The sequence below is a fragment of the Runella limosa DSM 17973 genome, assembly GCF_000482465.1.
GTDB classification, from domain to species: Bacteria; Bacteroidota; Bacteroidia; order Cytophagales; family Spirosomataceae; genus Runella; species Runella limosa.
The window spans coordinates 1-1,936 of the sequence record NZ_AXVJ01000097.1 but is presented as its reverse complement, the minus strand read 5'-3'; the positions used below and the strand labels follow the sequence as shown (position 1 = coordinate 1,936).

General features: G+C 50.8%; 1 protein-coding gene. It reads right to left on the bottom strand.

Annotated elements, in window-relative coordinates; translation table 11 throughout:
- Window positions 1-30: 30 nt before the first annotated feature.
- Window positions 31-1,936, bottom strand: a 1,906-nt coding sequence (locus K339_RS33255; RefSeq protein WP_037300023.1) for a Tn3 family transposase, incomplete at its 5' end; no start/stop codon positions are given.

The following is a 1,936-nucleotide window of genomic DNA, read 5'->3' as shown; positions in this document are numbered from 1 at the left end:
GGGTAGTTTTGCCGTTTCGTACAAAAACCGTCACTTGGGCGTTTGCTCGCTAAAGGGGCGTATAAGTTGGAAATCCATCAACGCTTTCCAGTCAAAGACTGCGGGTGATATAGTTCCATCAGAGAAATCGTACTCGCCAGCCAGATTGATGTGATGCCAGGTATGCGTTGATGATTTCAGGATCGTTTTTAAGAGTTCATTTCGCTCGATTGGATTGCACTGACGCAGTTTTTCCGATAGATACAACAGATTATAGAAGTTGATCGCGTTCATAATCAACATGCGGCAACCGTTAGCAATGTTCCGCTCTTGTTGAGTGGGCCAGTCAAACGAACCCTTATTGCCGAGGGTGACGGCATGGCTGAACTTGTTGCTGTGCTCGACCTTGCTCAACATGCCTTCAATACTAGCCCGTAGTTGGACATCATCCACCACGCGCAGGATCAGATCCGTTTTATAAAGCCGCCCCAGGTCACGTAGTGCTTTGTGGAGCGGATGTTGCCTGGCATAGGAGCTGAGTCGTTTCAGCAAGGTGGAAGGCCGGACATAGCCCAGTTTTTGCGAGCAAATAAAGCGAAGTACATCGTCCCAATAGGTTACCAAATGCTCGTAATCAACGCGCGAAGAAGGAATGATTCTATACCCTTTGGCCTTATAGAGACTCACCGCATCCAAGCTGTAGAGTTGTTGCCGATGCGTCTGCACAAAACGCGGCCGGAAGTCAATGCCCAGCAGGCCCATGACGGCAAAATTGATTTCCGAAAAGCCATGCATATCCGTCGCATGAGCATCGGTTTGAATCACTTGATTGTGTAGCACCACATCCAGTACATAGCTCGACTCCCGCTCAGCCGCGTTGATGACAAGGGTATAGATAAGCTGGCCGGCTTCGTCCAGGCCCGAGTACACGCAAACCCCTTCACCATTGCCGAAATATTTATAGGAGGCCGAAGCGCGCAGTGAAGGCACCGATATATCATACTTCTGGCCGTCGCTACCCGTCATAATAAAGCCTTCTTTTCGGCGGAATAAATCCGTTAAAGGCAGAGCATTACTATGGCTGACGATACAATCGTTTGCTTCCAGTACCATTTCCGGTGAGAAGTACTGCGTGGCCACGGTTTCCAGCGTATGAATCGAGATGTCTTTGGAGATCAAAGCCATCTTACGGATACCGATGTTTTCTCCATAGCCAATGATGGCTGCCAGCAGTAAACGAAAGTCTGGCCGTGTGGGTTTATGAGAAAAGCCCCGGTGCTGGAATTTACTCAAAAAACCAGTTAGGTTTTCGATCTGAAGCAGCACCTCGCGTAGCGAGATGACCCGGCTGGCCGGATAGAGTTGTCGGGTGGCTTGCTGCTGCTCACGTTCATCCGCCCGGTAGCGGTGTAGATGCCAGCCGCCATGGGCATCATAAAATACCTGAGTGTTGTCGGCGAGTCGCCCGTTAGTCCACTCAAACTGGTGATTGAGCCGGTCATTGAGAGCTACTAACGTAGAGGCCGGATTGCTCAGGTCGAGTAAGCCCGCCCGGCGCAGGTATTCCTCCCGGTGGGTTTTCCATTGGGCGCGAGGAATTTGATATTCATCAACTGAACGGTACTCATACGAAGACAACACCGTCAAGGTGCCATCCCGCAACCCATCCCGTACGGCTCCGAAGAGCAGGGCCTTATAGAGTGATACCCGGAGTTTACCGGTTGAGGTAAACACATGTTGCCGCTGGGCCATATCCAGAAAGTCCAATGGCACCTTTGATGTTGCGAGTAGTTCACCCTGCTGCTGTTGGTAGTATAGAACGGCTTCCAGCAAATGGGGATGTGAACTTTCCGAATCGAATTGTAGCACCTGGACAATGGCCGATACCCGGAGTTGCAACCGGAAGGAAGCTTTTTCCAAGGCCTGATAGTAATCGGTCCGCTCATCTATCGGCTGG